Consider the following 24,747-nt stretch of genomic DNA (forward strand, 5'->3'; position numbering starts at 1 on the left):
TTGGCTTATGGCGGATGCGATGTCACTGTTCAAGTGGCGCCACCTCCGCCTTCCTGGCTGCCTTTGCGTTGCGCCGGCGCCGCAGCGCGCCCATCAGCTCGTCGCGGTCGATGGCGCCGGTCAGGATGACGATGATGAAGTAGACGATGGCGGCGACGCCGATGATGCCAAACACCGTCAGCGCACGCACGCCAAGCGACGGGTTGCGCAGGAGGGAGCTGAGGGCGGCATCGAGACCAAGCACGACCGCGCCCATGACAACGCTGGCAAGAACGATCATGGCCACGCGGCGTAGCGTCGTCGGCGACGGGCGGAAGTCGCCGCGATGCCACAGGACGACGGCGAGCAGACCGAAATTGACCCAGGAGGCAATGGAAGTGGCGGCGGCGATGCCGACATGGCCGAAGAACGGGAACAGGATGATGCTGGCGACGATGTTGACGACGACGGCGATCATCGAGAACCACATCGGGCTCTTCATGTCGAGGCGGGCGAAATAGGCCGGCGAGAACACTTTGATGAGCACGTAGGCCGGTAGACCCGTCGCGAAGGCTGCGAGCGCCGACGCAGTCAGGGCAGTCGTTTCCGGCGTGAAGGCGCCGCGTTCGTAGACGATGTTGACGAGGGGGCCGGCAAACAGGATGAAGCCAACGGCGGCGGGCAGCGTCAGGCCGAGTGCGAATTCGAGCGAGCGGTTCTGCAGGTGCTGCGCGTCGTCATGGTCGCCGGCCTTCAGCGCGCGCGACAGCTCCGGCAACAGCACGACGCCGACGGCAATGCCGATGATGCCGAGCGGCAGCTGGTTGATGCGGTCGGCGTAGTTCAGGAGCGCGATCGCGCCTTCCTGCGACGAGGCGATGATCTGGCCGACGAGCACGTTGATCTGCATCGCGCCGCCGGTGAGCATCGCCGGGCCCATCAGGATCAGCAGCTTCTTGACGTCCGGCGTCAGGCTCGGCCGGCGAATCCGCATCGGAAAACCTTCGCGGCGTACCGCCCAGTAGAGCCAGCCAAGCTGGGCAAAGCCCGACAGGATCACGCCCCACGACAGCAGCAGGCCGGTCTGGCGCTCGTCCATGCCCATGGTGAGGCTGATGGCGAGGGCGCCGATCATGCCCGCGTTGAGCAGGATCGGCACGAAGGCGGCAAGGAAGTAGCGCCGCATGGAATTCAGCATGCCCGACAGCATCGCCACCAGCGACATGCACAGCAGATACGGGAACATGATCTGCGTCATCAGCACGGTCATGTTCAGCTTGTCGGGATCGTCGGCAAAGCCGGGCGCGATGATCCAGCGCGTGAGCAGCGGCATCAGGATGATGGCAACGCCCGAGAGCAAGAGCAGCCAGGCGGTCAGCACCGACAGCACCTGCTCGGAGAACTTCTTCGCCGCCTCGTGGCCGCCGCCTTCCAGCTCCTTGGCGAAGAGCGGGATGAAGGCCGAGTTGAACGCGCCTTCCGCAAACAGGCGACGGAAGAGGTTCGGGAAGCGGAACGCCGCGTAGAAGGCGTCCGCCATCGGCCCCGCGCCAAGGGCTGCGCCGATCAGCGCCTCGCGCACGAAGCCGACGATCCGGCTGATGGTCGTTGCGCCGCCGACAGTGGCGAATTTCTGGACGAGGCTCATCGAGTCGCTCTGGATCGAGGGTTCAACACGGGCTTATGCCGCCACGGTCGGGGAAGCCGAGGCGCGCCGGCTCTCGCCCGCCAGGACCGCGATCAGGCTCTGCCTGATCTTGTCCTGCCGGGTCGGATTGTCGATTTTCTGGCCGGTGAGGTCGGTGACGTAGAATGTGTCGATCACCTTCTCGCCGAAGGTGGTGATGTGGGCCGACGCAATGTCGAGCGACAGGTCGGAGATCGCGCGGGTGATCTCGGACAAGAGGCCCGGACGGTCGAGACCCTCCACCTCGATCACCGAAAAGCGGTTGGACAGCGTGTTACCGATGTCGACGCGCGGCTCGATCTGGAACGCCTTCGAGCCCCGCTTCGGCTTGGTGCGCTTCTCGATCATCTCCGGCAGCCAGGTCTTGCCTGACAAAACGTCCTCGATCAGCTTGCCGACGCGCTGGCCGCGGCGCGTCTCGTCCTCATCCATGTCGAACTCGCGGCTGATGAGGATGGTGTCGAGCGCGCGGCCGTCTGAAGTCGTGAAGATCTGCGCGTCGACGATGTTGCCGCCCGCTGCCGCGCAGGCACCCGCGATGATCGACAGAAGGCGCGGATGGTCGGGCGCGAGCACCGTGATCTCGGTGACGCCCTCGAACTGCAGCGTGCGCACGGCGGTCGCGAGCCTGCGGCCGGCCTTGTCCGCGTCGCGGATGAACTCGACGTGGCGGATCTGGTCGGGCAGGTCCACCGTCAGCATGTAGTTGTCATAGAACAGGCGGGTGTAGCGCTTGCGCTCTTCCTCGTCCCAGTTGGCGAGGGCCGCATCGAGCTCCTCGCGGGCGATCTGCGCGCGCTTGGAACGCGACATTTCGGAGAAGCCGCCGGTGAGCTGCAGCTCGGTCTCGAAATAGAGGGTGCGCAGCAGCTGGCCCTTCCAGCCGTTCCAGACGCCGGGGCCGACGCCGCGGATGTCGCAGACGGTGAGCACCAGCAGCAGCTTCAGCCGCTCGACCGACTGCACGACGTCGGCAAAATCCTGGATCGTCTTGCGGTCGTTGAGGTCGCGGGTCTGCGCCGTCATCGACATGACGAGGTGGTTCTCGATCAGCCAGGCGATCGTCTCGGTGTCGGCGGCGGAGAAGCCCATGTGCGGGCAGAGCCGGCGCGCGATCTTCGCGCCTGCTTCGGAGTGGTCCTCCGGGCGGCCCTTGGCGATGTCGTGGAACAGGACCGCGACGTAGAGCAGCTTGCGGTGGGCCTTGAGGCTCGGGACCAGGCCATGTGTCAGCGGATGAATGTCCTCCGCCTCGCCCTTCTCGATCTGCGACAGAACCCCGACGCAACGCAACAGATGCTCGTCCACCGTGTAGTGGTGGTACATATTGAACTGCATCATCGCGACGATCTTGTTGAAGTCGGGGATGAGCTTGCCGAGCAATCCCGCCTCGTTCATCCGGCGCATGTTGAGCTCCGGGTCGCGATCGGACGTGAGCACGTCCATGAACAGCTGGTTGGCTTCCTTGTTGCGGCGCAGGTTACGGTCGACGAGCTTGAGCGAGCGGGTAAGCAGCTTGAGCGCGTCGGGGTGGAACTCGAGGCCGTGCTTGTCGGCAAACCAGAACAGCCGCAGCATGTTGACCGGGTCGCGCTTGAACACCTCCTCGTCGGCCACGTTGATGCGGTGGTTGTCGACGATGAAGTCGGAGGTGCCGGCGAGCTTGCGCTTGCGGCGCGAGAAGTTGAGGAAGATGCGGTCGAAGCCCGGCACGTGCTTGGCCTGCTCTTCCTCGAGCGCGGCGCAGAAGATGCGGGTGAGGTCGCCCACCGTTTTCGCGATCAGGAAGTAGTGCTTCATGAAGCGCTCGACGGCGGAAAGGCCGGGATGGCGGGTGTAGCCGAGGCGCTGGGCGATCTCGCGCTGGATGTCGAAGTGCAGGCGCTCTTCTGCGCGGCCGGTGAGGAAGTGCATGTGGCAGCGCACCGCCCAGAGGAAATCCTCGCACTTGCGGAATTGGTTGAACTCGGCGCGGGTGAACACCCCCTTGCCAACCAGCTCCTCGGCGGTGGGGACGCGGTAAAAGTATTTGCCGATCCAGAACAGCGTCTGCAGGTCGCGCAGGCCGCCCTTGCCTTCCTTGACGTTCGGCTCGACGAGATAGCGGCTCTCGCCGCCGCGCGCGTGGCGCTCGTCGCGCTCGGCGAGCTTGGCCTGGACGAAGGCCGGGCCGGTATCCTTGACCACTTCCTCATCGAAGCGGGTGATCAGCTCGTTGAACAGCTTATCGTCGCCGACGATGAAGCGGGCCTCGAGGATCGAGGTGCGGATGGTGACGTCCGTTAGCGACAGGCGCACGCAGTCGTCGAGGTTGCGCGTCGCATGGCCGACCTTCAGGCCGAGATCCCAGAGGAGATAAAGGATGTATTCGGCGACCTGCTCCCCCCACGGCGTCTGCTTGTAGGGCAGCACGAACAGGAGGTCGATGTCTGAGCCCGGCGCCAGCGTGCCGCGGCCATAGCCGCCCACGGCAACGACGCTCATGCGCTCGGCGGTCGAATGATTGTTCGAGCAGTACACGTGCTCGCTGGCGAAGTGATAGAGCGAGGTGATGACCTCGTCCATCAGATGCGAGAGGCGCTCGGCGCAGGCGGTACCGCTGCCGTCCTTCGTCAGCATCGCTTCGGCTGCGGCGCGGCCGCGCGCGAGGTGCTCCTTCAGGAGCGCGAGGGCGGCCTTGCGGACCTCAAGCGAGGCGCCGCTGCCGCCATGCGCGGCCGTGAGTTCGGAGAGTTCTCGCCGCAGTGCCTGACCATCGACGATCTGTTCAAGATTAAGGGGGATCTTTGCCATGCGTTCCCGCGTCCGGGTGGATGCGGCTCTATACCGCGATTTGTGCGCCTGGAACAGAGCCCCGCACCCGGGCACGATCACAAAGGGGCGCGGCCCGAAACGAACCGCGCCCCTTGGTTTAACACGCCTCAGTAGAAGGCGAATACGCGCGCCGGGCCACCGGTGGCCTGGCGTATTTTCGGCGCGCCGATAACGATGGTCGCGCCCGCAGCCGGCAGCTGGTCTAGGTTGGCGACGCACTCGATGCCGAAGCGGCCGGCCGGCAGCCACGAGTAGTGGACCGCGAAGTCCGGCGACGGGCCGAAGTCGAGCGACAGCGTGTCGACCGCGATTGCAGCGGCGCGGTTTTCCTCGAGCAGCTTGTTGGTCGCCTCGACGTGGAAGGCCGGGAAATGCATCACGCCCTTGTCGTCGGCGTTGCGGAATTCCTTGCTGTTGACCTTCTCGGACCAGCCCGACAGCATCGCGACGCACGCGCCCTGCGGGATGTCGCCATTCTTCGACACCCATACGTCGATGTCTTCCGGGGTCACCTGGGCATCCGGATTCTGGGAGGCTTTCTCGCGGATGTCGATGATGACCAGCGGGGCCACGAGCTCGCCGACTTCGAGTTCGGCGACCGAACGCCCGTCCTTCGAGAAGTGCAGCGGCGCATCCATGTGGGTGCCGCAGTGCTCCTCGAGCTTCCAGTAGTTCAGGTTGTAGCCGTCTCCGTCGATCTTGTACTTCGGCTCGAGCCAGATGTTCGGCTCCCCGCTGAAGGTCGGGAAGTCCTGGTGCAGTTCGTGGGTGAGATCCACCCACTTGGAGGCGGTCGCAGGCTGGGCTTCAGCCCGCGGCGGCGCGGATACGGAGGCAAGGGCGGCAGCCCCTGCAGCGGCGGCACTGCCGCGGAAAAGGTCCCGGCGGCTGAGCATCCGCGACTTGACCGTCTCCATAACGCAATGGTGGCACATTTCTTATGAACCCTCCGGTTTGTCTAACGACAAACAGGAGAATGTCGCGAGGAACTGAGCCGCGCAAGAAAATGCTTTCCGTTGCGGAAGGTTAGTTGCCGTAAAATACATTCTCGACATGCACCGGCCAGCGCCAGGGCAGCACGGCCACCATGTCGAAGCGCAAAGACAGGCGCGCATGATCCGGCTGGCGGGAGAGCCAGAGGTCGGCAGCGGCCTCGATCCGGCGCTCGCTTGCGCGGCCGATCGCTTCCATCGCCTCGATGAGCGTTGGCCGCACCTTGACCTCAACAATGGCGACGAGGTCACCGCGCCGCGCAATAATGTCGATCTCGCCGAGCTTCGTGCGGTAGCGGCGCTCGAGGATGCGAAAGCCCTTCAGCATCAGAGCAAGACAGGCGATCCATTCGCCGCGATGGCCGCGACGCTCGTGCAGCTGCCGGCTGGTGCGCCCGTCAGCCGGCATCGCCTTTCAGTTCCATGAGGCGGCGGTAGAGATCGGATTTTCTCGCGCCCGTCATCTTCGCGGCTTCCGCAGCCGCCTTCGACGCGCCCATCTCTTCGGCGAGCGAAAGGAGCAGTGAGTCGATGTCCTCGACCTCGTCCTGCGCCTCTCCGGGCGGAGCGACGCAGACGACGATCTCGCCCTTCGGCGTGTCTTCGTCCGCATAGGCCGCGGCGAGCGAGGCAAGCGAGCCGCGGCGGAATTCCTCGAAGGCCTTGGTCAGCTCGCGGCAGACGGCTGCTGGCCGGTCGCCCAGCACCTCGGCCATGGCGGCGAGGCTTTCGGCGACGCGGCGCGGCGATTCATAGAAGACCAGCGTGCCCGGCACGTTCTTCAGCTCTTCCAGCCGCGTGCGGCGCTGGCCGGCCTTCGACGGCAAGAAGCCCGCAAAGAAAAAGGCGTCGGACGGCAGCCCCGCAGCGGAAATCGCCGGCAGCAGCGCCGACGGGCCCGGGATCGGGATGACGCGGCCGCCAGCAGCGATGACTTCAGAAGCCAGGCGGTAGCCCGGATCAGAGACGAGCGGCGTGCCGGCGTCGGAAACCAGTGCCACGCTCTGGCCCGAAATGACGGCCCCGACCAGGCGCGGGCCGGCTTCTGCCGCGTTGTGCTCGTGATAGGGCGTCGAGCGGCGGCGGATGCCATAGCGGTCGAGCAGCTTGCGCGTGACGCGCGTGTCCTCGCACGCCAGCACGTCGGCAGCCGCCAGCGTCTCCAGCGCGCGGATGGTGATGTCGGCCATGTTGCCGATCGGCGTTGCAACCAGATACAGCGCCGGCTCCAACGGGCGGGCGGTGAAGTTGCTCTGGCCGATGACGTAGCTGCGGGGCTTCTCTTCGTCGCTCATGGCCTATCGTGCCAGATCGGCGACCACCGCGTCGAGCACGATCATGCCCGCAGGGGTTGCACGCAAACGCGAATTGCCGACCGGGGCGACGACGCCTTCGTCCTGCAGGGTGGAGATGCGCCGCGAAGACAGCGGGCGTCCCGCCAGCGCCTCGTAGCGAGCAAGGTCGATGCCTTCGGTGAGGCGCAGGCCCATCAAAAGATACTCGTCGGCTTCTTCCGAGCGGGTCAGCACCTCGCCGCCGATGACACCGTGGCCCTTGAGTTCGACGAGGTCGAGCCAGCGCTCCGGCAGGCGCTCGGTGAAGGTGACGGTGCGGCGGCCATGCTCGATGAAGCGGCCATGCGCGCCGGGGCCGATGCCGACATATTCGCCATAGCGCCAGTAGACGAGGTTGTGGCGGCTTTCCGCGCCGGGCTTCGCATGATTGGAAATTTCATAGGCCGGAAGGCCGTGCGCGGCCGTCACCTCCTGCGTCAGGCGATAGAGGTCCGCCGAGAGCTCCGGCTCCGGCATCACGAATTTTCCCGCCTGATGCAGGGTGAAGAAGCGCGTGCCTTCCTCAATGGTGAGCTGGTAGAGCGACAGGTGGTCGACGGCGTAGCTGATCGCCTGCTCAAGCTCCGCCTGCCACGCGTCGAGCGTCTGGCCGGGCCGCGCATAGATCAGGTCGAAGGAAAGCCGCGGAAACGTTTCTCGCGCAAGGCGGATTGCGCCCAGTGCCTGCTCGACGTCGTGCAGGCGGCCAAGGAAGCGCAGGTCCGCGTCATTCAGCGCCTGCACGCCCAGCGAGACGCGGTTGACGCCGGCGGCCCGGTAGCCGCGGAAACGCTCAGCCTCGACGGAGGACGGATTGGCTTCCAGCGTGACTTCGATGCCGTCCGGCACGTCCCAGTATTTCGCCACGCTGTCGAGGACAGCGGCCACGGTTTCCGGCTTCATCAGCGACGGTGTGCCGCCGCCAAGGAAGATCGACGTCACGGTGCGCGGGCCGCTGCGCTCGCGCATCGTTGCCATCTCGCGGTCGAACGCGGCCGCAAAGCGCTCCTGATCGACCGGCCGGTGCCGGACGTGGCTGTTGAAGTCGCAATACGGGCACTTGGCCGCACAAAACGGCCAGTGGATGTAGACGCCGAAACCGGGATCGCTCATCGCGGCTCCCCTGAGGAAAAGAGTGCTGATGGCCGGAAAGAAACGCCGGCCCTTAGTCTCAAGGCCGCAGCCGCCGGCGCGAGGTTACCCCCACCCCTTACCCCTCCCCACAAGGGGGAGGGGAATTGGGAAGGGTTCCGCAACTCGAGCCCGACATTCGTCGTGAACCTCACCGTTTTCGCAGTCAGCGTCACCGCCGATGCAAAGCCGCTGGCGGGGCGAAGAGGCTCCAGAAAATGGTCCCTGTTCAGAAAGCGCCTCCCGTTCAGGAGGCGGCTCTTCCAAGCGACGGAAGGACGTGTGCGCGAAAAAGACGGGATCGACCCTGCCGGCATGACAGGCACACCAGAATTCCCCTCCCCCTTGTGGGGAGGGGTCAGGGGTGGGGGTGCCAACATTTCTGCGCCATCCAACGCCACACGTCCTGGCACTGCGGTTTTGCTCACCTATTCCGCTCCAAGCATCGCCTTGGCGAATTTCGCGAAGGCGCGGGCACGGTGGGAAAGGCCAAGGTCGCCGCGACCTGCTTCCCACGAATGTTTCTTCGAGGCCGGCATCTCGCCAAAGGTTTCGTCATAGCCATCGGGCATGAACACCGGATCGTAGCCAAATCCGCGCTCGCCGCGCGGCGGCCAGACCAGCGTGCCCTCGACCTCGCCACGAAAATACTCGGCATGGCCGTCCGGCCAGGCGAGGCACAACACGGCAACGAAACGGCCGGTGCGCTTGTCGGGCGTCGTGGCGCCTTCCTGCTGCAGAAGGTGCTCGACCTTGCGCATCGCCATGTCGAAGTCGCGGCCGTTGCCGGTCTCCGCCCAGTCGGCGGTGTAGACGCCCGGCGCGCCGCCGAGCGCATCGACCACCAGACCGCTGTCGTCCGACAGCGCCGGCAGGCCGGTCGCCGAGGCGGCCGCGAAGGCCTTGATGTAAGCATTCTGCTCGAAGGTGGTGCCGGTTTCCTCAGGCTCGGGCAGGTTGAAGTCGGCGGCCGACTTGGCCTCGATGCCGAAGGGGCCAATCAGCTCGGCGATTTCCGCGATCTTGCCCTTGTTGTGGCTCGCGACCACCAGCTTGCCACCTTCGAATTTGCGCATCAAAATCCCCATATCCTTGGTTCGGCCATCTCCAGCGAATTGCCCGCCGGATCGCGGAAGTAGATGGAGCGCCCGCCATTGGGCCATTCGAGCTCCGCTTCGACTTCGACGCCCTGCGATTCCAGATGCGCCTTCATCTTCACCAGGTCTTCCGCGGTGCCACGGAAGCACATGTGGCCGGGACCGCGCGCCCCGTGCGGCGGAACCGGAAGCCGGGCATCCACCGCAAACGGCTTTTCGGTCTCTGCCGGATTGAAAAGCAGCAGCACGCCGTCCCCGCAGCGGAAGAAGGCGTGGCGATTTTCCAGGCGGCCCAGCAACTGCAGGCCAAGGACGCCACCGTAAAATTCGACGGCCTTGTCGAGGTCGTCGACGTAGAGAGCAGTTTCGAGGATGCCTGTTGGAATCATGTCTATGCTATCGCCATCTTCTGCAGGTTGACCAGACGCGCGATGCCGTTCTTTGCCAGAGCCAGCAGCGCGGCGAATTCTTCTTCCGAGAACGGCTCGCCTTCGGCCGTGCCCTGAACCTCAACGATACCGCCCTTTCCGGTCATCACGAAGTTGGCGTCGGTCTGGGCCGACGAATCCTCGGCGTAGTCGAGATCGATCACCGGTACGCCGTCATAGATGCCGCAGGAGATCGCGGCGACGTGATCCTTGAGCACGCGCTGGACGCTGATCATCTGCCGTGCCTCCATCCACTTGAGGCAGTCGTGCAGGGCAATGAAGCCGCCGGTGATCGCCGCGGTGCGGGTGCCGCCATCGGCCTGGATCACGTCGCAGTCGACGGTGATCTGCACCTCGCCCAGCGCCTGCAGGTCGACGACGGCGCGCAGCGAGCGGCCGATCAGGCGCTGGATTTCCAGCGTGCGGCCGCCTTGCTTGCCGGACGATGCCTCGCGGCGCATGCGCTCGCCCGTCGAGCGCGGCAGCATGCCGTATTCGGCGGTCACCCAGCCCTTGCCGGAATTGCGCAGCCAGGACGGAACGCGCTCCTCGAGGCTCGCCGTGCACAGCACGTGGGTGTCGCCGAAGCGCACGAGGCAGGAGCCTTCGGCATGCTTGGAGACATTGCATTCGAAGGAGATCGCCCGCATCTCGTCGGGCTGGCGCTTGGATGGCCGCATGGTAAAGATCCTGTTTGATGTGTCCCGGCTTGTAACCGCGCCTCGCTCCGGGCGCAATGCGCGAGCATCGACGTTGCTTTGCGTTGCGCCGCCGCGCCATTATATCAACGGTTTGAAGGAACCAGAGAAACGCGATGACAAAACCGTTGGTCGATCAGCAATTGCAGTCGCTCGACGCACGCTCGCGCGAGATCTTCCGGATGATCGTCGAGTCCTATCTGCGTGACGGCGAACCGATGGGCTCGCGCCACCTGTCGCGTCTCCTGCCGCAGTCGCTGTCGCCGGCGACGATCCGCAACGTGATGAGTGACCTCGAGCATCTCGGACTGGTCTACGCGCCGCACGTGTCGGCTGGCCGCCTGCCGACCCAGGCTGGTCTGCGCTTCTTCGTCGATGCCTTCCTCGAAATCGGCGACCTTGCCGACCAGGAGCGGCGCATGATCGAGGCGCAGGTGCGCGCCTCCGGCAAAGGGTCTTCGCTCGAGCACATGCTCACCGAGGCGACCCAGATGCTGTCCGGCATGTCGCGCGGCGCGGGCCTCGTCGTCACCGCCAAGGCGGAAGTGCCGCTCAAGCACATCGAGTTCATCCAGCTGGAAAGCACCAAGGCGCTGGCGGTGCTGGTGTCGCAGAACGGCGACGTGGAAAACCGCGTCATCGAGCTGCCGGCCGGCATCACCGCCTCGCAGCTCAACGAGGCGTCGAATTTCCTCAACGCGCATCTGCGCGGCCGCACGCTCGCCGAGGTGAAAACCGAGATCGCAAGGCTTAAGGAAGAGACGAAGGCCGCGCTCGACGCGCTGTCGCAGGATCTCGTCGAGCGCGGGCTGGCCGTCTGGGCCGGCACCGAGGGCGAGCTTCCGGCACGCCTCATCGTGCGCGGGCATGCGAACCTCCTTGAAAATATCTCGGCGCAGGCCGAGCTTGACCTCGTGCGCCACCTGTTCGACGACCTCGAAACCAAGGAAGGGCTGCTGCAGCTGCTCGGGCTCGCCGAGGAGGGCGAGGGCGTTCGCATCTTTATCGGCTCGGAGAACAAGCTGTTCTCGCTGTCCGGCTCCTCGCTCATCGTCGCGCCTTACCGCGACAAGGACTCGCGCGTCATCGGCGCCCTCGGCGTCATCGGCCCGACCCGGCTCAACTACGCCCGCATCGTGCCGATGGTGGATTATACCGCGCAGATGATCAGCCGGATGCTGCGGTAGCGGGCGGCGCGTGGGAGGGGCGGGCACTCGGCACGGCCTATTGACAGTTGCTGGTCCGACCGCCGCCGCCTTCGGGCTTGGACCGCTTCCCGACGACGTCTATGGACGATATTTCTCGGCCATGGACAGGTTCGGCGCCGGATAAGCGAGGTTGGCCCGTCCGAGGGCGGGCGTTGACCTCCGTGGTTAGCGCCGAACCCGGTAGCCCCCTCCACCATGCTTCGCATGGTCCCCCTCCCCATAAATGGGGGGAGGATCCGTGGCGTGCAGGTGGCTGCCGCGTGCTCTACCAGAGACGTTCAGGCATGGATCCTCGGCTCAAGCCGAGGATGACGATGGAGAGCGATTTTGAAGAAATTCGAGATGTCATTGAGTGCCAGTACCGTTGCCGCACCAAGGCACAGGCATGCGTTTGTCGATGTGCGCCACCCTCTCCGCCTCGTCATGCCACGTCTCGACCGCGGTATCCATTCCGGAACGTCTCATCCTCCGGAGCAGGCAAATCTGGCTTCTTGAGCTGCGAGGCGGCGGGGTGAGCCGCCCGGTGTCAGAGCTGCGCCAGCCACCCAGAAGTTGGTCGGTGGCGGAGGCCCTACAGCCGCGCCAACCTCTCCGTCAGCAGCGTGAAGAAGCCATCGGCGTCGATGTCGCGCATGACGAGTGCGTTCTTCGGGCGGTCGGTGACGCCCCACCAGTCGACGACGGTGGCGCCCATGGTAAGTTCCGACGACGTCTCGATCTCGACGTTGCAGTGGCGGCCGGAGAAGAGTTCCGGCTTCAGCAGGTAAGCGATCACGCACGGGTCGTGCAGCGGGCCGCCATCGGTGCCGTATTTCTGTTCGTCATAGCGGTCGAAGAAGTCGAGGAGCTGCGCGGTCGCAAGGCCGACCGGCGTGCCAAGGTCGCGGATGGCGGCAACGCGCGCATTGGTGGTCAGCGCCTTGTGAGTGACATCGAGCGGCATCATCACGATCGGCACGCCGGACTTGAACACGACCTCGGCTGCCTGCGGGTCGACATAGATGTTGAACTCGGCAGACGGCGTGACGTTGCCCTGCTCGAAATAGCCGCCGCCCATCAGCACGATCTCGCGGATGCGCGAAACGATCGCCGGCTCGCGGATCATCGCGAGCGCGATGTTGGTGAGGGGGCCGAGAACGCAGAGGGTGACGGCGCCGTCGGGCTCGCCCATCAGCGTCTCGACGATGAAGTCGACGGCGTACTTGTCCTGCAGCTTCATGGCGGGTTCCGGCAGGTCCGGACCGTCGAGGCCGGTGCGGCCGTGGACATGCTCGGCGGTGACCAGCCGGCGGGTGAGCGGGCGCACGGCACCGGCGAAGACCGGCACATCCGTGCGACCGGCGAGCTCGCAGATCTTGCGCGCGTTCTTCTCGGTCAGTGCCAGCGGAACGTTGCCGGCAACCGCAGTAATTCCAAGCACTTCGAGTTCGGGACTTGCCAGCGCCAACAGGATTGCCACGGCGTCGTCCTGCCCCGGATCGGTGTCGATGATGATCTTGCGCGGCTCGCTCATGTTGCCCCCATACCTGTCTTGAACTCGAATTGGAGTCAGACCATATCAGTGGCACGGGTGGAAATGCCATCTGGGTTTTCACCCTCCAACGTCGCTCACTGAGGACACGTAAATGACCCGTATGACGCCATTCTCGAGCCCGCTTCTGCTCGGGTTCGATACGATCGAGAAGACGCTGGAACGCGTCGCCAAGAGTGGCGACGGATATCCGCCCTACAACATCGAGCGGCTGCGCGGCACAAACGGCTCCGGCGACCGTCTGCGTATCACCCTTGCGGTTGCAGGATTTTCCGAATCCGACCTGGAAGTGACTGTCGAGGATAATGAGCTCGTGGTCCGCGGCCGCCAGAACGACGATACCGAGCGGGAATTCCTGCATCGCGGCATCGCGGCGCGCCAGTTCCAGCGGATTTTCGTCCTGGCGGACGGCATGAAGGTGGCGGGCGCGGAGCTCAGGAACGGCCTGCTCGCGATCGATCTCGACCGGCCGGAACCAGAAAGGCTCGTACGGAAAATAAACATTTCAGTGGCAGACTGACTCCGGTCTCTACCGGAACCAACGGCTCTTATGCGGGTTGGTCATGATGACACTCCGCAGGATCAGGAGGCTGACATGAATGAAATTGACAAGAACGTCCTGTCAGACGCGGAACTGGCTGGTCTGGGCGAGGGCTCGGTCGCCTATCTGCGTGAGATGAACAGCGAGGACCTGGTCGGCAAGTTCCCTGGCATGCCAAAAATGGCACCCGGCATCCGCCTCTGGGCCGTCTTTGCCGCCAATGGCACGCCTATCATGCTCACCGACGCACGTGATGCAGCCATTGCCGGGGCAAGGCAGAACGACCTCATCCCCGTGAGCATCCACTAAGCTCAAATGACAGCGACGGCCCCGGCGTTAGCCCGGGCCGCCGTCATATCTTTCTGTAAATCTCTCAGGCTGCGTGCGAAGCCGGAGCCTGCGACAGGAACGTGTGGATCGCCTGCGCGTCCTTGGTTCCCCTGATCTTCGTGACCGTGTCCTGATCACGCAGCACGCGCGCGATGCGCGACAGCGCCTTCAGGTGATCCGCGCCGGCACCCTCCGGCGCGAGCAGCAGGAACACCAGGTCGACCGGCTGGTCATCCAGCGCCTCGAAGTCCACCGGCGTTTCCAGCCGGGCGAAGATGCCGGTGATCCGGTCGATCCCCGGCAGCTTGCCGTGCGGAATGGCGATGCCGTTGCCGACACCGGTCGAGCCAAGGCGCTCGCGCTGCAGGATCGTGTCGAACACTTCCCGCTCCGGCAGGCCGGTCACCGCCGCTGCTTTTTCAGCCAGCAATTGCAGAAGCTGCTTCTTGGAATTGGCCTTCAAGGCCGGCATCACTGCCGAAACCCCGATCAGGTCGCTGAGATCCATTGTGCTGTCCTTTGCTCTGCCATTGTGCCGCGGTGCAAGCCCCCGCCTGCGGTCGGGCCGAGTCGTAATGCTATCAGATTTCTATGCCTTTGCTGATGCGGCCGAAGTATCGATCCACCCGATATTGCCGTCTGCCCTGCGGTAAACGACATTCACGTGATCATTGCCTGCATTGCGGAACACGAAGACCGGGCTGTCCTTCGTGTCAAGCTCGATGACTGCCGAAGCGACCGACATCGTCTTCAGCGCCATCGTCGATTCAGCCACGATGGCCGGTGCATAGTCTTCCGGGACTTCCTCGTCCTCGTCCGCAACGGGGGCAAACACCCGGTAGTCTACGTCGATTACGTCGGCGCCACCGGCCCCATTGGGAGCGTAGGACTTCAGGCGGCGCTTGTAGCGCCGCAAACGCTTCTCAATACGCTCGGCCGCAGCATCGAATGCCACTTGCGGATCCTGAGCCTGACCCGTCGCCTGAAGGGAGATTCCCGTATCAAGCCGCACCATGCAGTCTGCGGTGAAACGCGAACCCGACTTTTCCACCGTCACGTGGCCGGAGAAGCCGCCATCGAAGTACTTGTCGACGGCATCACCGATACGGCCCTCGATCTTCGTGCGGAACGAGTCGCCGATTTCCATGTGCTTACCCGAGATACGCAGGTTCATGAGAAAGTCACCTTCTTGCGGGTTATCGATACTGAAGAGTTTATACCGGAAGGAGACGCAAACAAGGTTCTTGCGCCCGACATTCCGGTTTTGAGGCTACTACCCGACCTCTCAATCCCGCTCGTTTCAGGTGGCTTGCTACCGTCGTGTCGCTGGCCGCCTTAGTGCGGCGGGCTTCTAGTCACTTCCCGTGACGTTGTCAATTAACCCCTTGTTAGGAGTTTTCTCAGGCAGCCGAGGCTCTGGCTCTCTTCTCGCGCCGGCGCTGGACAGAAGAAGGGATGTTCATCGCTTCGCGATACTTGGCGACGGTGCGGCGGGCGATGTCGATACCTTCCTTCTTCAGGACGTCGACGATGGCGTCATCGGACAGCACGTCCGTCGGGGACTCCGCCTCGATCAGGGCGCGGATGCGGTCGCGCACGGCCTCCGACGAATAGGCATCGCCGCCCTCGGCGGAGGCGATCGCGACCGAGAAGAAGTAGCGCAGTTCGAACAGGCCGCGCGGCGTCATCATGTACTTGTTGGCGGTGACGCGGCTCACGGTCGACTCGTGCATGCCGATCGCGTCGGCAACCATGCGCAGGTTCAGCGGGCGCAAATGGCGGATGCCGTGAAGGAGGAAGGCGTCCTGCTGGCGGACGATCTCCGAAGCAACCTTGAGGATGGTCTTAGCCCGCTGGTCGAGGCTGCGGGTCAGCCAGTTGGCCGTCTGCATGCATTCGGCCAGGAATTCCTTCTCCGCAGGGCTCGCCGCCTGCTTCGAAACGCTGGCGAAGTAGGTCTGATTGACGAGGACGCGCGGCAGCGTGTCCGCATTGAGCTCGACTGACCAGCTGCCGTCGGCGGCCGGCTTGACGATGACGTCCGGAACGATGGTGTCGGCCGTGCCGTAGGTAAAGGCAAGGCCGGGGCGTGGGTCGAGACCGCGGATCTCGGCCAGCATGTCGATGAGGTCGTCGTCGTCGACCTTGCAGATGCGGCGCAGCTGCGCGAAGTCGCGGCGGGCCAGCAGTTCGAGGTTGGCGACCATTGCCTGCATGGCCGGATCAAACCGGTCGCGAGCGCGTAGCTGCAGCGCGAGGCATTCAGCAAGGTCGCGGGCAAACAGGCCGGGCGGGTCGAAGGTCTGGCAGACTTCGAGCACTGCGAGTACGTCCTCGACCTCGGTGCCGAGCCGTTCGGCGATTTCCTCGACGGATCCGCGCATGTAGCCCGCCTCGTCGAGCGCGTCGGCGAGCTCGCGGGCGATCATGCGGTCGCCGGGATGGCGGAAGGCAAAGGCGATCTGCTCGGCGACATGGTCGGCCAGCGACACCTCGGCGCTGGCCATCTCCTCGATGGCGAAGGCTTCGCCGCTGCCACCAGCCATGCCGACGGCGTTGAGCGGACCCTCATAAGCGCCAGTCTCGGAGACGGGATCGTCCGGAAAGACGTTCTCCATCGACGTATCGAGGTGCTCAGCGAGCGTGTCGACGCTGGTCTCGGCCGCCTCGAACATCTGGTCGATGGTGGCGTCCGCCGCCTCCGCCACGTCCAGCGAACTGCGAACGTCCGTCTCCGGCTCCTCGGACTGCGCCTCGGGCCGCTCAAGCAGCGGATTTTTCTCGATTTCCTCGTCGATGAAGCGTTCAAGTTCGAGATGCGTGAACTGCAGCAGCCGGATCGACTGCATGAGCTGGGGCGTCATCACCAGCGACTGCGACTGGCGCAATTGCAGTTTGGCGCTTAGACCCATTTACCCCACTATCCCGGTTGGACGCTCCTGTGCCTGAAGCGTTCTCGACGAAGGCCGTACCAAACTGGCCCGGCTTTTGCTTGTCAAGGGAAAGTGCCAGAGAAGGCTTATCTTGTGATTAACGTTTAGGCATGCGGGTGCCTAAAGCGTGAACCCTTCACCAAGGTAGAGGCGGCGAACGTCCGGGTTGCGGACGATCTCGTCCGGCACGCCATGGGTCAGCACCTGGCCGGCGTGGATGATATAGGCGCGCTCGACGAGGCCGAGCGTTTCGCGGACATTGTGATCGGTGATGAGCACGCCGATGCCGCGCGCGGTCAGATGCCGCACGAGCTGCTGAATGTCGGACACCGCAATCGGGTCGACGCCGGCAAACGGCTCGTCGAGCAGCATGAAGTTCGGGTTGCTGGCGAGTGCGCGTGCGATCTCGAGGCGGCGGCGCTCACCGCCCGACAGCGCCATCGACGGCGACTTGCGCAGGTGCGAGATGTGGAACTCCTCGAGGAGTTCGTCGAGGCGCTTTTCGCGCTGCTTGCGGCTCTTCTCCACCACTTCGAGGATGGCGCGGATGTTGGCCTCGACCGAGAGGCCGCGGAAGATCGACGCTTCCTGCGGCAGATAGCCGATGCCAAGGCGCGCGCGGCGATACATCGGCAGCGCGGTGACGTCGTAGCCGTCGATCTCGATGGTGCCCTGATCGACCGGGACGAGGCCCGTGACCATGTAGAAGCAGGTGGTCTTGCCGGCGCCGTTGGGGCCCAGCAGCCCGACCGCCTCGCCGGCACGCACGCCGAAGGAGACGCCGCTGACGACCTGCCGGCCCTTGTAGCTCTTGGTCAGCCCGCGGGCGATCATCGTGCCGCGGAAGCGGTCGCGGTCAGCAGCGCTTGGCGCGGCCGCCGGGGCGGCTGCCCCGGATCGACGAAGAAAGGCGGGAAACTTCAAGGATCAGCGCCTTTGCGAACCCGGGTTCAGGAGCATCTTGACCCGGCCGCCCGTCTGCTTGCCGCCGCAGCCGTCGAGCTGTGCCTGGCCGGTCGCCATCTGCACGGTGAGCTTGCAGCCGACGATGACGTTATCGCCCTCGGTCAGCACGACTTCCTTGCCGGTCAGCACCAGCACCTCGGTGCGCATGTCGAAGCTGCCCTCGTCGCCGGTGGCGACCTGGTTCTCCGACTTCACATAGACCTTGCCCGAAACCTCGAGGCGGTCGATGTCGGCCTGGCCGGTCGTCGCCGAGCCGCCGCCCTTGTTGTTGTAGTAGACCGTCATCTGGCCGGCGCGCAGCTGGGTCGGGCCCTGCACGACCGAGACGTTGCCGGTAAACAGCGCCAGGCCGTCGGCCTCGCGCACCTCGAGCCTGTCGCTCTCGATCTGGATCGGTTTGCCGCCATCGAGCTTGATGCCCGTCATCCGGCCTTCCTGCGCAAACGAAATGCCACCAAGTGGCAGGAGCATCGCAGCAGCCAGCAAGACCCCGCGGGTATCAATTCTCATTGGCTCCTCCCTCTCCGGATTTCGCCGTCTGCAGCCGTTGCGGCTCGATTTCCATACGCACCCGCTTGTCGAAGATCATGACCGCGCCGCGGTCACGCACCTGGAAGGAATCCGCTTCGATGCGAGCGCCAGACAGAGTTATGTCGACCGGGGTATCCGAGTCCAGATTGCCGCCGCGAAAATCTACCTTTGCCGACTGCAGGACGGCGGTGATACCGGTGTCAGTGGACAGCTCGATCTTGTCGTTGAGGTTGAGCGTATTCGCCGTGCGGTCGAGCGTGCCGCTCTTTGCGGCAATGTTCACCCAGTTGGCATCGTCGAAGGGAAGCTTCGCCTCGATGCCCTCAAGGTCGATGATGTTGGTGTTGCCGAGGTCCTGCATGGCGCGCGATGCCGCCATCGAATACGGGCGGTCATTGCCGGTAAAGCCATCGAGCCGCGGATCGGACATGACGATGCGGCCGTCCTCGATCGCCGTGGCGCCAAGGTCAAACGACACGCCCAGCGGCGTCGCCAGCCACGACGTCGCAAAGAAGCCGACCGTCGCCATGACCGCCAGCGTCGGCAGGACGATCTTGAGGACGCGCACGCGGCGCGAATGGCGCTGCGCGTGGCTGAAGGCGGCTTCAACGCGGCTGGCCTGGGTGTGCGCGCGGGCGCCATGAGTGGGCGTCGTCTGCAGTCGCGCGTCGGGCGACCGTGCCGTAGCCGTATGGGTCATGTTGTATCCGTTCTCCGAGCCTGCGCTCGCTGCGACAGCACAATAGCCGCCCTGCTCAGCGTCCCCTGGCGCGATCACACTCCAATATGGTGTTTTTTGGATGAGTTTGCGAGATGGCAATAGAGATACAGACCCGGTTTGGAAAGCGTTAACTTCCCAAACGGCACCCGCAAACACTTCCCGCGTCTATCAGCATCGACTAAAAGCTCCTCTCTGAAAGATGGGGCCGAACCAAAGAGGCGCATCATGGCTAACCGCGCAGACGACATCATCGACCGCAGGAGATTGCGGCGAAAGCTTACTTTCTGGCGGCTTTTCGGCCTGCTGGCACTGATTGTTGCTGTGGGTGCCTTTGCCTCCTGGGCAATGCGAGACCGCATGGGCACCGGCATCGCCCATATCGCCAAGGTCAGGATCGAAGGCACGATCACCGAAGATGACGAATTGTTGAAGCGTCTCGACCGAATCCGGCAGGACGAGCAGGTCAAGGGCGTTATCGTCTGGATCAATTCGCCGGGGGGCACCACCGCCGGTGGCGAGGCGCTCTACGAGGCGATCCGCAAGCTCGCGGCGGAGAAGCCGGTGGTGGCGCAGGTGGGAACGCTGGCAGCTTCCGCCGGCTACATGATCGCCAGCGCCGCGGACCAGATCGTCGCGCGCCAGTCGTCGATCGTGGGCTCCATTGGCGTGCTGGTGCAGTATCCGGACGTCACCGGCCTGATGGAGAACGTCGGCGTCAAGCTGGAGGGTGTCAAATCGTCGCCGCTCAAGGCAGAACCGTCACCGTTCAGCCCGACCACGGAAGAAGAGCGTGCGATGGTCCGCGCGCTGGTGATGGACAGCTATGAATGGTTCATCGGCCTCGTCGGCGAGCGTCGCGGCATGTCGCGCGCAGAAGTGCTGCAGGTCGCGGACGGTTCTATCTTCACCGGCAGGCAGGCGCTGGAGCGCCGGCTGGTCGATGCGCTCGGCGGAGAGGAAAAGGCGATCGAGTGGCTTGCCGGCAAGGGCGTCGATGCGGAGCTCGCCGTGGTCGAGTGGAAGTCGACCGAGCGCCAAAGCCTGTTCTCGCCGCTTTCGCTGGCCGGGACCCTGGGCGCATTGCTCGGCCTCGATAAGCTGGGAGCCGATCTTGCCGCACGCACCGGCGCCGACCGCATGTTCCTTGACGGGCTGTTGTCCGTCTGGCAACCTGCCCCGGGGCTGGGCGACTAAAAGGCAAGTAAAATCACTTGGATAGTTGGACCATGGCATTTGGCGGGAGCTGCCTACGATGATCAAGTCTGAACTGGTACAAACCATCGCCAATCGCAATCCGCACCTGTTCCTTCGCGACGTCGAGAACATCGTCAATGCGATTTTCGAGGAGATCACCGAGGCGCTGGCCAAGGGCAACCGCGTAGAGCTGCGCGGATTCGGGGCATTTTCGGTGAAGAATCGCCCCGCGCGCGTCGGCCGCAATCCGCGCACCGGCGAATCCGTCGACGTCGAGGAGAAGTGGGTTCCGTTCTTCAAGACCGGCAAGGAGCTGCGCGAGCGGCTGAACGCCACCGACGAAGACGAATAGGAAGACGGGCGACGACGCCAGGAAATGCACATGCTCAACCGCTTCATCACCGTCGTCGTCCTGATTCCGCTCGCGGTCATCCTGATCGCCCTTGCCGTGGCCAACCGGGCGCCGACAAGCTTTACGATCGATCCGTTCAACCCCGGCAATCCGGGGCTGACGATCACGCTTCCGCTGTTCGTGCTTCTTTTCATCGCGCTGGCGATCGGCCTGATCATCGGCTCGCTCGCGACCTGGCTGCGCCAGGGCCGCTACCGCAAGCTCGCGCGCAAGCGCGACGCAGAGCTCGCCGCTGTGCAGAAGGCAACGCCGGCGCCGGCTGCACCCGTCGATGCGCGGGCACTTCCTCGTCCCAACGCCTGAGAAGGCTTCATGCTGAACATTTCCGCTTCTGACGTCGATCGCAGCCTGACCTATTCGGGGCTCGTCGAAACCCTCCGCAATGCGTTCCGCGAAGGCGCGATCCAGCCGGTGCGGCATCACCACACGGTCGAGCATCCGCAGGGAGCCGACTCCACGCTGCTGCTGATGCCGGCCTGGACCGACTTTGCCAACAGCGCCTCGGGCGACGGGCATATCGGCGTCAAGATCGTTACCGTCTCGCCGGACAACAACGCGATCGGCAAGCCGGCCGTGATGGGCGTCTATCTCCTCCTCGACGGCAAGACCGGCGAGCCGCTCGCGCTGATCGACGGGCAGCGGCTGACCACCTGGCGCACCGCCTGCGCCTCCGCGCTCGCCGCCACCTATCTCGCGCGCGAAGACGCCTCGAAGCTGCTGGTGATCGGCGCCGGCGCGCTGTCGCCGTTCCTGGCCCGTGCCCATTCGGCCGTGCGTCCCATCAGAGAAATCCGCATCTGGAACCGCACCAGAAGCCGCGCCGAAGCGGTAGCCGAGAGCCTGAAGGCCGAGGGGCTGAACGTGTCGGTTGCCGATGATCTCGATGAGTCAGTCGGCTGGGCCGACATCGTCTCATCGGCGACGATTTCCGATGCGCCGCTGGTGAAGGGCGAATTTTTGAAGCCCGGCACCCACGTCGACCTCGTCGGCGCCTTCACGCCGACGCTGCGCGAAAGCGATGACGCGGCCGTCGCCAGGGCGCGGGTCTATGTCGACACCCGCGCGGGCGCCACCAAGGAGGCCGGCGACATCGTCCGGGCAATTGCTTCCGGCGTGCTCACTTCGGAAGGAATCGTCGGCGACCTGTTCGAGCTGACGCGCGGGAAGGCGCAGGGCCGCCAGAGTGCTGACGAAATTACCCTGTTCAAGTCGGTTGGTGCGGCGCTGGAAGATCTCGCCGCCGGAATCGCGGTCTACCGGGCGATGAAGGGCTGACGCGTTGCGGCCCGGCTGGCGCTGTGGCAGAAGCGCGAACAGCCAGACATCCGGAGCAGACGCTTGAAAGCCCCGCGCGACAAACGCAATGACAGTCAGAACGCCGCCCCGCGCCGCGAAATCGTGCGGCGCCCGGGCGCGCTGCCGGCCGAAACGCTGCCGCTGATCCTGACCGTCGAACCCAATGCAGACTATGCGCTGCTCGACTCGGGCGACGGCCGCAAGCTCGAGCAGTACGGCCCCTACCGCATCGACCGGCCCGAGGGCCAGGCGATCTGGAAGCGCGCGCTGCCCGAAAGGGAATGGGCCAAGGCCGACGCGATCTTCACCGGCGACACCGACGAGGAAGGCATGGGCCGCTGGCGCTTCCCCAAGGCGCCGCTCGGCGAAACCTGGCCGATGCGCTTTGACGACACCGACTATCTCGGGCGCTTCACCTCGTTCCGCCATGTCGGCGTCTTCCCCGAGCAGGCGACGCACTGGCACTTCATGGAAGAGCTGATCCGCAAGGCGAAGCGCCCGGTCAGGGTGCTGAACCTCTTCGGCTATACCGGCCTTGCCTCGCTGGTCGCGGCCCGGGCGGGCGCAGAGGTCACCCATGTCGACGCGTCGAAGAAGGCGATCGGCTGGGCGCGCGAAAACCAGGAGCTCGCCCGTCTCACCGACAAGCCGATCCGCTGGATCTGCGACGACGCGATGAAGTTCGTCGAGCGCGAGGAGCGCCGCGGCAGCCGCTACGACATCATCCTGTTCGACCCGCCTGCCTATGGCCGCGGACCGAAGGGCGAGGTCTGGCAGCTGTTCGACCACCTGCCGGCGATGGCGGATGTGTGCCGCGAGATTTTGACGCCGAAGCCGCTCGCCGTCGTGCTGACCGCCTATTCGATCCGCGCCTCGTTCTTTGCGATCCACACGCTGATGCGCGACACTTTCGCCGGTATGGGCGGGCGCGTGGAATCGGGCGAGCTGGTCATCCGCGAAAAATCCGCCGGCCGCGTGCTGTCGACCTCGTTGTTCTCGCGCTGGGTCGCGGAATGAGGTTCGGTGCGGCGGGACGGGAGCCGACCGGACGGTCGCCGCGCAGAGCGCTGGCAACCGGTGCCAGTTGTACCCCCACCCCTAACCCCTCCCCACAAGGGGGAGGGGAACGTTGGCAGGTTTCCCCGGTCTCGCGGTGGCGAGGTTTCTGGGTGGGGCGGTGGGCTTTGGTCGTGAGGGCCCACTATCCGTCCAACCCACGGGTTGATGAGCGACATCTCCGATCCCCCTCCCCCTCGTGGGGAGGGGTTAGGGGTGGGGGTAGGGGTGGGGGTATCGTTCCCACACCCCGTCAGCAAATGTTGATGAGGAAGCCTGTCTGCCCGGGGACACGACTGGCCATAAGTGACGTGACAAGATCCCCGAAGGCGTTGTGGCGCATTGACGACCCAGCTCGTTCGGCGCAGCAAGGTCCCGTGCAGCGGGCGCAGCAGAGTTTGAAAGACGAGGACAGACCTCTCCGATCCCCCTCCCCCTTGTGGGGAGGGGCTAGGGGTGGGGGTCCATTCGAGGAAATCCATCCATGAGCGGTGAAGAGCAAAGACGCGTCGGGCAGGTGAAGGAGGTCACGAGCCTCTCCAACCCTATCGTCAAGGACATCCGCGCGCTGGCGATGAAGAAGTTTCGCGATGTCCAGGACGCCTTTATGGCCGAAGGGCTGAAGCTGGTCATCGACGCGATGGAGCTCGGCTGGACGATCCGCACGCTGGTGTTCGCCAAGAACCAGCGTGGAAACGCCGCCGTCGAGAAGATAGCGGCCAAGACATTTGCCGCCGGCGGGCTGGTGCTGGAAGTGTCGGAAAAGGTGCTCGGCGCCATCACCCGCAAGGACAACCCGCAGATGGTGCTGGGTGTCTTCAAGCAGCGCTGGATGCCGCTAAAGGACATTCGCCCCGAGGGCAACGACGTCTATGTCGCGCTCGACCGGGTGCGCGATCCCGGCAATCTCGGCACCATCATCCGCACCGCCGACGCGGTCGGAGCCAAGGGCGTCATCCTGATCGGCGACACGACCGACCCGTTTTCGCTCGAGACCGTGCGCGCGACGATGGGCTCGATCTTCGCGGTGCCGGTGACCAAGACCAATGTCGACAACTTCCTTGCCTGGCGCAAGGCGAGCGGCGCGCGCCTGTTCGGCACGCATCTGAAAGGCTCCGTCGACTACCGCCAGCCGAAATATGATGGCGGGCCGGTGATCCTGATGATGGGCAACGAGCAGCAGGGCCTGCCTGACCAGCTCGCCGCGGCCTGCGACCAGCTGATCCGCATTCCGCAGACCGGCCGCGCCGATTCGTTGAACCTGGCGGTTGCCACCGGCGTTGCTCTCTACGAAATCCGGCGGCATGCGCTGCCATCAGGCGGCGTATAGGCTCTTCATGAAGGCACTCCTTTTCCCCTACGGGCTCATCGCGATCCTCTCTGTGATCGTCGACCAGGCGATCAAGTTCGCCGTCGAGGCGTATCTGCCGATGCATGAAGGAGTGCCGGTGCTGCCGTTCCTCGCGCTCTATCGCACGCACAATACTGGCATCGCCTTCTCGATGATGTCGGACTTCGGTTCGCTCGGCCTCGTCGTCATCACGCTGGCGGTGACCGCCTTCGTCATCTGGATCGCGGCGCGCACCGACGAGAAGCAGGTGCTGGCGCGGCTGGGCTTTGCGCTGATCGTCGGCGGCGCGATCGGCAATTTGATCGACCGCGTCTGGCTCGGCTACGTGGTCGACTACGTGCTTTTCCACCTGCCGACCTGGTCGTTTGCGGTGTTCAACCTCGCCGACGCCTTCATTTCGGTCGGCGCTGCACTGGTGGTGCTGGATGAGTTCATCGTCTGGCGCAGAAGCAAGAGCGCACAGCGAAACGGTTGACCCTGCGACAGGCGGCGGCCAAACTCGCGGGCAAATGCCTCA

At 64.7% G+C, this 24,747-nt stretch carries 26 protein-coding genes; 10 read left to right on the forward strand and 16 right to left on the reverse strand.

Translation table 11 applies throughout. The annotated features are described in order from the left end of the window. Positions 1–22 precede the first annotated feature (22 nt). From murJ to rph, 9 genes are all read right to left on the reverse strand, one after another. A complete protein-coding gene (murJ, locus tag L630_RS0101105) occupies positions 23–1,627 on the reverse strand; it encodes a murein biosynthesis integral membrane protein MurJ (RefSeq protein WP_024846445.1) in 1,605 nt (534 codons plus the stop codon). A gap of 33 nt (positions 1,628–1,660) precedes the next feature. Then, complete coding sequence (locus L630_RS0101110) at positions 1,661–4,699, reverse strand: [protein-PII] uridylyltransferase (RefSeq protein WP_280940231.1); 3,039 nt, start codon at positions 4,697–4,699, stop codon at positions 1,661–1,663. Next, positions 4,588–5,415 carry a cyclase family protein gene (locus L630_RS0101115; protein WP_024846447.1) on the reverse strand — a complete coding sequence of 276 codons (828 nt, stop codon included), beginning with the start codon at positions 5,413–5,415 and terminating at the stop codon, positions 4,588–4,590. Before L630_RS0101115 ends, L630_RS0101110 begins: the two co-directional genes overlap by 112 nt. Before the next feature lie 91 nt (positions 5,416–5,506). Continuing rightward, the gene (locus L630_RS0101120) at positions 5,507–5,881 is read right to left on the reverse strand and encodes a YraN family protein (protein ID WP_024846448.1); all 375 of its coding nucleotides are present in this window, start codon (positions 5,879–5,881) and stop codon (positions 5,507–5,509) included. Next, positions 5,871–6,767, reverse strand: a complete 897-nt coding sequence (rsmI, locus tag L630_RS0101125) for a 16S rRNA (cytidine(1402)-2'-O)-methyltransferase (protein ID WP_024846449.1) — start codon at positions 6,765–6,767, stop codon at positions 5,871–5,873. The genes L630_RS0101120 and rsmI overlap by 11 nt, the downstream gene beginning before the upstream one ends. 3 nt (positions 6,768–6,770) lie before the next feature. Then, positions 6,771–7,919 carry a radical SAM family heme chaperone HemW gene (gene hemW / locus L630_RS0101130; RefSeq protein ID WP_024846450.1) on the reverse strand — a complete coding sequence of 383 codons (1,149 nt, stop codon included), beginning with the start codon at positions 7,917–7,919 and terminating at the stop codon, positions 6,771–6,773. 446 nt (positions 7,920–8,365) lie between these two features. After that, on the reverse strand, positions 8,366–9,013 hold the full coding sequence (locus L630_RS0101135; RefSeq protein ID WP_024846451.1) for a non-canonical purine NTP pyrophosphatase: 648 nt from the start codon (positions 9,011–9,013) through the stop codon (positions 8,366–8,368). Then, on the reverse strand, positions 9,013–9,423 hold the full coding sequence (locus L630_RS0101140; protein ID WP_024846452.1) for a VOC family protein: 411 nt from the start codon (positions 9,421–9,423) through the stop codon (positions 9,013–9,015). The genes L630_RS0101135 and L630_RS0101140 overlap by 1 nt, the downstream gene beginning before the upstream one ends. A 2-nt stretch (positions 9,424–9,425) precedes the next feature. Next, on the reverse strand, positions 9,426–10,142 hold the full coding sequence (gene rph, locus L630_RS0101145) for a ribonuclease PH (protein ID WP_024846453.1): 717 nt from the start codon (positions 10,140–10,142) through the stop codon (positions 9,426–9,428). Positions 10,143–10,276: 134 nt separating this feature from the next. Between rph and hrcA the strand changes: the two genes are divergently transcribed. Beyond that, a complete protein-coding gene (gene hrcA / locus L630_RS0101150; protein ID WP_024846454.1) occupies positions 10,277–11,347 on the forward strand; it encodes a heat-inducible transcriptional repressor HrcA in 1,071 nt (356 codons plus the stop codon). Positions 11,348–11,939: 592 nt separating this feature from the next. Here the strand turns inward: hrcA and L630_RS0101160 are convergent. Further along, positions 11,940–12,881 carry a nucleoside hydrolase gene (locus L630_RS0101160; RefSeq protein ID WP_024846455.1) on the reverse strand — a complete coding sequence of 314 codons (942 nt, stop codon included), beginning with the start codon at positions 12,879–12,881 and terminating at the stop codon, positions 11,940–11,942. Between the two features lie 112 nt (positions 12,882–12,993). On the opposite strand from L630_RS0101160, the gene L630_RS0101165 reads away from it, so the two are divergent. Together L630_RS0101165 and L630_RS0101170 are read left to right on the forward strand one after the other, a co-directional pair. Beyond that, positions 12,994–13,419, forward strand: a complete 426-nt coding sequence (locus L630_RS0101165; protein WP_024846456.1) for an Hsp20 family protein — start codon at positions 12,994–12,996, stop codon at positions 13,417–13,419. A gap of 75 nt (positions 13,420–13,494) precedes the next feature. After that, a complete protein-coding gene (locus tag L630_RS0101170) occupies positions 13,495–13,749 on the forward strand; it encodes a DUF1150 family protein (protein ID WP_024846457.1) in 255 nt (84 codons plus the stop codon). Positions 13,750–13,813: 64 nt separating this feature from the next. Here L630_RS0101170 and ptsN read toward each other — a convergent pair whose 3' ends face one another. The 6 genes from ptsN to lptC form a co-directional block, all read right to left on the reverse strand. After that, the gene (ptsN, locus tag L630_RS0101175) at positions 13,814–14,278 is read right to left on the reverse strand and encodes a PTS IIA-like nitrogen regulatory protein PtsN (protein ID WP_024846458.1); all 465 of its coding nucleotides are present in this window, start codon (positions 14,276–14,278) and stop codon (positions 13,814–13,816) included. Positions 14,279–14,359: 81 nt separating this feature from the next. Then, the gene (gene raiA / locus L630_RS0101180) at positions 14,360–14,944 is read right to left on the reverse strand and encodes a ribosome-associated translation inhibitor RaiA (RefSeq protein ID WP_024846459.1); all 585 of its coding nucleotides are present in this window, start codon (positions 14,942–14,944) and stop codon (positions 14,360–14,362) included. A 226-nt stretch (positions 14,945–15,170) separates the two neighbouring features. Beyond that, on the reverse strand, positions 15,171–16,682 hold the full coding sequence (rpoN, locus tag L630_RS0101185) for an RNA polymerase factor sigma-54 (RefSeq protein WP_024846460.1): 1,512 nt from the start codon (positions 16,680–16,682) through the stop codon (positions 15,171–15,173). A gap of 141 nt (positions 16,683–16,823) precedes the next feature. After that, complete coding sequence (lptB, locus tag L630_RS0101190; RefSeq protein ID WP_024846461.1) at positions 16,824–17,627, reverse strand: LPS export ABC transporter ATP-binding protein; 804 nt, start codon at positions 17,625–17,627, stop codon at positions 16,824–16,826. A gap of 3 nt (positions 17,628–17,630) precedes the next feature. After that, entirely contained in the window at positions 17,631–18,179 is a 549-nt protein-coding gene (locus L630_RS0101195; protein WP_024846462.1) for an LptA/OstA family protein, read from the reverse strand. Beyond that, positions 18,169–18,900, reverse strand: coding sequence for an LPS export ABC transporter periplasmic protein LptC (lptC, locus tag L630_RS0101200; protein WP_024846463.1), 732 nt, complete (start codon positions 18,898–18,900; stop codon positions 18,169–18,171). Before lptC ends, L630_RS0101195 begins: the two co-directional genes overlap by 11 nt. Positions 18,901–19,146: 246 nt before the next feature. Between lptC and sppA the strand changes: the two genes are divergently transcribed. The 7 genes from sppA (at position 19,147) to lspA (ending at position 24,705) form a co-directional block, all read left to right on the forward strand. After that, entirely contained in the window at positions 19,147–20,115 is a 969-nt protein-coding gene (gene sppA / locus L630_RS0101205; RefSeq protein ID WP_024846464.1) for a signal peptide peptidase SppA, read from the forward strand. 58 nt (positions 20,116–20,173) lie between these two features. After that, positions 20,174–20,467 carry an integration host factor subunit beta gene (locus tag L630_RS0101210; protein ID WP_024846465.1) on the forward strand — a complete coding sequence of 98 codons (294 nt, stop codon included), beginning with the start codon at positions 20,174–20,176 and terminating at the stop codon, positions 20,465–20,467. A gap of 30 nt (positions 20,468–20,497) precedes the next feature. After that, on the forward strand, positions 20,498–20,830 hold the full coding sequence (locus L630_RS0101215) for a LapA family protein (protein ID WP_024846466.1): 333 nt from the start codon (positions 20,498–20,500) through the stop codon (positions 20,828–20,830). Positions 20,831–20,839: 9 nt separating this feature from the next. Further along, positions 20,840–21,802: an ornithine cyclodeaminase family protein gene (locus L630_RS0101220; RefSeq protein WP_024846467.1), complete on the forward strand. Its 963-nt coding sequence runs from the start codon at positions 20,840–20,842 to the stop codon at positions 21,800–21,802. 63 nt (positions 21,803–21,865) lie between these two features. Next, positions 21,866–22,840, forward strand: a complete 975-nt coding sequence (locus L630_RS0101225) for a class I SAM-dependent rRNA methyltransferase (protein WP_024846468.1) — start codon at positions 21,866–21,868, stop codon at positions 22,838–22,840. A 523-nt stretch (positions 22,841–23,363) separates the two neighbouring features. Continuing rightward, positions 23,364–24,209 carry an RNA methyltransferase gene (locus L630_RS0101230; protein ID WP_024846469.1) on the forward strand — a complete coding sequence of 282 codons (846 nt, stop codon included), beginning with the start codon at positions 23,364–23,366 and terminating at the stop codon, positions 24,207–24,209. A gap of 7 nt (positions 24,210–24,216) precedes the next feature. Further along, a complete protein-coding gene (lspA, locus tag L630_RS0101235) occupies positions 24,217–24,705 on the forward strand; it encodes a signal peptidase II (RefSeq protein ID WP_024846470.1) in 489 nt (162 codons plus the stop codon). Positions 24,706–24,747 lie beyond the last annotated feature (42 nt).

Source organism: Aminobacter sp. J41 (assembly GCF_000526635.1).
In the GTDB taxonomy this organism is placed as follows: Bacteria; Pseudomonadota; Alphaproteobacteria; order Rhizobiales; family Rhizobiaceae; genus Aerobium.

Coding starts and splice junctions, on each gene's coding strand:
- murJ (WP_024846445.1), bottom strand. CDS start 1,627: ATGAGCCTCGTCCAGAAATTCGCCACTGTCGGCGGCGCAACGACCATC.
- L630_RS0101115 (WP_024846447.1), bottom strand. CDS start 5,415: ATGTGCCACCATTGCGTTATGGAGACGGTCAAGTCGCGGATGCTCAGC.
- L630_RS0101120 (WP_024846448.1), bottom strand. CDS start 5,881: ATGCCGGCTGACGGGCGCACCAGCCGGCAGCTGCACGAGCGTCGCGGC.
- rsmI (WP_024846449.1), bottom strand. CDS start 6,767: ATGAGCGACGAAGAGAAGCCCCGCAGCTACGTCATCGGCCAGAGCAAC.
- hemW (WP_024846450.1), bottom strand. CDS start 7,919: ATGAGCGATCCCGGTTTCGGCGTCTACATCCACTGGCCGTTTTGTGCG.
- L630_RS0101135 (WP_024846451.1), bottom strand. CDS start 9,013: ATGCGCAAATTCGAAGGTGGCAAGCTGGTGGTCGCGAGCCACAACAAG.
- L630_RS0101140 (WP_024846452.1), bottom strand. CDS start 9,423: ATGATTCCAACAGGCATCCTCGAAACTGCTCTCTACGTCGACGACCTC.
- rph (WP_024846453.1), bottom strand. CDS start 10,142: ATGCGGCCATCCAAGCGCCAGCCCGACGAGATGCGGGCGATCTCCTTC.
- hrcA (WP_024846454.1), top strand. CDS start 10,277: ATGACAAAACCGTTGGTCGATCAGCAATTGCAGTCGCTCGACGCACGC.
- L630_RS0101160 (WP_024846455.1), bottom strand. CDS start 12,881: ATGAGCGAGCCGCGCAAGATCATCATCGACACCGATCCGGGGCAGGAC.
- L630_RS0101165 (WP_024846456.1), top strand. CDS start 12,994: ATGACCCGTATGACGCCATTCTCGAGCCCGCTTCTGCTCGGGTTCGAT.
- L630_RS0101170 (WP_024846457.1), top strand. CDS start 13,495: ATGAATGAAATTGACAAGAACGTCCTGTCAGACGCGGAACTGGCTGGT.
- ptsN (WP_024846458.1), bottom strand. CDS start 14,278: ATGGATCTCAGCGACCTGATCGGGGTTTCGGCAGTGATGCCGGCCTTG.
- raiA (WP_024846459.1), bottom strand. CDS start 14,944: ATGAACCTGCGTATCTCGGGTAAGCACATGGAAATCGGCGACTCGTTC.
- rpoN (WP_024846460.1), bottom strand. CDS start 16,682: ATGGGTCTAAGCGCCAAACTGCAATTGCGCCAGTCGCAGTCGCTGGTG.
- L630_RS0101195 (WP_024846462.1), bottom strand. CDS start 18,179: ATGAGAATTGATACCCGCGGGGTCTTGCTGGCTGCTGCGATGCTCCTG.
- lptC (WP_024846463.1), bottom strand. CDS start 18,900: ATGACCCATACGGCTACGGCACGGTCGCCCGACGCGCGACTGCAGACG.
- sppA (WP_024846464.1), top strand. CDS start 19,147: ATGGCTAACCGCGCAGACGACATCATCGACCGCAGGAGATTGCGGCGA.
- L630_RS0101210 (WP_024846465.1), top strand. CDS start 20,174: ATGATCAAGTCTGAACTGGTACAAACCATCGCCAATCGCAATCCGCAC.
- L630_RS0101215 (WP_024846466.1), top strand. CDS start 20,498: ATGCTCAACCGCTTCATCACCGTCGTCGTCCTGATTCCGCTCGCGGTC.
- L630_RS0101220 (WP_024846467.1), top strand. CDS start 20,840: ATGCTGAACATTTCCGCTTCTGACGTCGATCGCAGCCTGACCTATTCG.
- L630_RS0101230 (WP_024846469.1), top strand. CDS start 23,364: ATGAGCGGTGAAGAGCAAAGACGCGTCGGGCAGGTGAAGGAGGTCACG.
- lspA (WP_024846470.1), top strand. CDS start 24,217: ATGAAGGCACTCCTTTTCCCCTACGGGCTCATCGCGATCCTCTCTGTG.